This window comes from Iodobacter sp. (genome assembly GCF_025352645.1).
GTDB lineage: Bacteria > Pseudomonadota > Gammaproteobacteria > Burkholderiales > Chitinibacteraceae > Iodobacter.
In genome coordinates this window covers 1-3,304 of record NZ_JANXSO010000082.1, presented here as the reverse complement: position 1 = coordinate 3,304, position 3,304 = coordinate 1, and the positions used below count along the sequence as shown (strand labels likewise).

3 protein-coding genes and 1 pseudogene are annotated in these 3,304 nt (G+C 48.7%); 2 read left to right on the top strand and 2 right to left on the bottom strand.

The features are described from left to right. A pseudogene (locus Q0R17_RS09810) lies at window positions 1-132 on the top strand (IS1595 family transposase); the annotation flags it as partial. Here the strand turns inward: Q0R17_RS09810 and Q0R17_RS09805 are convergent. Both Q0R17_RS09805 and Q0R17_RS09800 read right to left on the bottom strand, forming a co-directional pair. Next, complete coding sequence (locus Q0R17_RS09805; RefSeq protein WP_293934555.1) at window positions 89-586, bottom strand: ABC transporter substrate-binding protein; 498 nt, start codon at window positions 584-586, stop codon at window positions 89-91. The pseudogene Q0R17_RS09810 and the gene Q0R17_RS09805 overlap by 44 nt on opposite strands. A gap of 437 nt (window positions 587-1,023) precedes the next feature. After that, on the bottom strand, window positions 1,024-2,220 hold the full coding sequence (locus tag Q0R17_RS09800) for an MFS transporter (RefSeq protein ID WP_293934552.1): 1,197 nt from the start codon (window positions 2,218-2,220) through the stop codon (window positions 1,024-1,026). A 93-nt stretch (window positions 2,221-2,313) separates the two neighbouring features. Between Q0R17_RS09800 and Q0R17_RS09795 the strand changes: the two genes are divergently transcribed. Further along, a complete protein-coding gene (locus Q0R17_RS09795; RefSeq protein ID WP_293934549.1) occupies window positions 2,314-3,081 on the top strand; it encodes a helix-turn-helix transcriptional regulator in 768 nt (255 codons plus the stop codon). Window positions 3,082-3,304: the final 223 nt, after the last annotated feature.

Sequence of the window (3,304 nt, the reverse complement as noted above, 5' to 3'; positions counted from 1 at the left end):
CGCTATTTGGCGGAAATGCAGTACCGATTTAATAGGCGTTTTGATTTATGCGCCCTTATTCCCCGCATGCTGCATGCCTTACTCATTGCTAAGCCTTGCCCGCGAGGGCGATTAACTGAGCAAGAGACATAATCAGGAAATTAGTTGCACTTATGACCGTGGCATCGCAGCGTTTTTCCAGCATTTTATTAGCAATTGTATCAGTGTCTATCACGTCTTCCAATTGATTTTTTTTACGCAATTCAGCCAGCAGTTCTAAATAAGCAGGGCCTAAATCAAAACCTCTTACTACATTAACACGCAACTTTCCCTGCATTAATGCATCCATTGCCATATCCTTACTCACACTCTCTTTTAGAGTAATCAAGATGGGTTGCTCTGCCATTACAAATACATAATCCCCTACCGCATCTCGCTTAACTGTCCTGCTTGCCGCAATTAAATCTATTTGGCCAGATTCAAACATCTTTAGCGCACGAACTCTAGGCATTACTTCGTAAACAAATTGACAGCCGGTTTTTTTGCTAAGCTCATGCAATAAATCAGGAATAATTCCTTTTATTCGCTCGTTTAAATCTACTTCCATATAAACGCTAAGCGGGCTAATCGCAACCACCATCGGTCTAGAGCACCCCGCCCATACTACGCTAGGAAATACCATAAAAAATAGCCAAACTAAAATACAAATTTTGCTTAACATGCCAAGCAGCCCTATTTTAATCACTGCATAAATATAGCAAGGCAAGGGGTGGATAACCCAACTATTCTCTGTGACACTCCATCCCAATTAATTGAGTGATGCTGCCTGCATAACAGCAAATAACTCCCTAAATAAGTACAGCAATACAGAGGGAATAAATCGTATTGGCCTTAGGAAACCTCGAAAAACCCATCTGATCTCATAATACTGCGTTGCGCATTAAAAAAATCACATTACATATCAGACATATGCAGCGTCGATTTTTTAATACGCGCCTTGTCTTATTTAGTAGATAGGTTTTTCGAGGCCCCCTTAGTGGCAGCTTAAGACGCTCTTTTTAAATCTGGCAGTAAAATAGCAATCATGCCCCCAAGCGGTAAAAACGCCGTGATATGGTAAACCGTGGCAATGCCGTATTGATCGGCGAAGCTACCGATGAGCGCAGCACCAATCCCCGCCACACCAAATGCTAGACCAAAAAACAGGCCGGAAACCATGCCAATCCGGCTTGGCATTAGCTCCTGCGCCAGCACTAAAATCGCTGAAAACGCTGAAGACATCACCAAGCCAATCACAAAACTAAGCGCCACTGTGCCACTTAAGCCCACATAGGGCAGCGCTAGGGTAAAGGGGGCGGAGCCTAAGATAGAAAACCAAATAACCCGCTTGCGGCCGATCCGATCGCCAATCGGCCCGCCCAGAATAGTGCCTAACGCCACCCCTAGTAAAAAGATAAACAGCATCAGCTGCGCCGCCTGCGCGCCTAGGCCAAAGCGTTCAATTAGATAGAATGTGTAATAACTATGAAAGCTAGACATATATAGATACTTGGTAAAAACCAGTGCCATCAGCACGGCCAAGGCATACAGCGTTTGCCGCCTAGGTAAGGGGTGTAGTGCCATAGCCGCCTTTGCTCCGCCGCTTTTTTGCTGGCGGCTTTTCCATAAACTAATTTGCCACAGCATCGCCATCGCCAGTAAAGCCGCTGGCGAAAACCAAGCCAAGCTGCCCTGCCCAAGCGGAATTACAATCAGCGCCGCCAACAGCGGGCCGCAGGCGCTACCCGCATTGCCGCCCACCTGAAAAATAGACTGGGCAAGGCCATGCTTTCCGCCCGAAGCCAGCCTTGCCACGCGGGAAGATTCTGGATGAAAAATAGCCGAGCCTGTGCCGGTTAAGCCAGCCGCAAGCAGCAGTAAGTGAAAGCTCGCCGCTTGCGATAGCATTAATAAACCACAAAGAGAAAAGCCCATGCCGATGACTAAGGCGAATTTTTGCGGATGCTTATCGGTAAAGCTGCCGACTAAGGGCTGTAAAATAGACGCGGTAATTTGGTAAGTGAGTGTCAGCAAACCAATCTGAGTAAAGCTCAGGTGATAGCTGCCTTTTAACAGCGGATACAAAGCCAGAATCAGCGATTGCAGCATATCGTTTAAGAAATGCGCACTGCTGATCGCCGCCAACACCCGATAACGCGTGGCCTCGATGACTGGCCGGATATCTATCATTGCAGTCGTCATGTTTAATCTCTTGTTGATCACTATAGACGCATGATATTGTCCTTTTTATCGTCTGTCTTACGCAGATAGGGCAACAACCATAGTGAAAGCGACATGATTAATAAAAACACTGGCCCACAAAGTGTCATGGGTGATGCACTGCTCATTGGCAAAGCTGCCGACCGCGAATCCGGCTCCACCACGCTGCGCCATCAGCATGAAGTGATTCAGCTGCTTTACGCTGTGAGCGGCGTGATGCGGGTGATTACTGCCTATGGCCAGTGGATTGTGCCGCCCAACCGTGGCATCTGGCTGCCCGCTGGCGTGTGGCATGAAGTACATATGCTGGCGCAGGTAGAAATGCGTTCGGTGTATATCCGTCCCGATGCCCTGCCCAACCTGCCCCAGCAATGCTGTGTGCTGGCGATTACTCCACTCTTACGCGAGCTAATCTTAGCCGCCGTGCATTTCGACCGCGCCTATCCGCCAGATAGCCGCGCAGGGCGGATTATTCGGCTGCTACTCGACGAAATCATCAGTATCCCCAGCCTGCCCATGGTCTTACCCATGCCTGCCGATGCTGGCTTACGCTCTATTTGCGAGCAGCTTTTAGCCGCGCCAGACGACAACCGTAGCAGCGAAAGTTGGGCGCAGAAAATCAACGTGGATGCCCGCACCCTACAAAGGCGCTTTAATAAAAGCACCGGCATGACTTTTGGCGAATGGCGTCGCCAGGCAAGGCTACTCACGGCGCTAGAACGGCTGGCCTGCGGCGAGCGCGTGATCGACATCGCCCTAGAATCCGGCTACGCCAGCCCCAGCGCCTTCACCGCCATGTTTAAACGCCAATTTGGCGTGGCACCAAGTGAGTTTTTTAAATAATTGCAGTTACGCAGCAAGATCAAAAATGCGTCGTCCACGAAAAACACATAAATCACGAACAGGTGAGCATAGGTATCGCCTACTGTAAAGGTCAAGGACATAGGTAACACTTTAGTCCACAGACATAGGTGACACTTTTCGCGTTAAAGTTAAGTAATCATTTTTTGCACCTGTTACCTGTCGCTCATCAAACGAACCTAGTCGAATCGGCCCAAAGTAAACG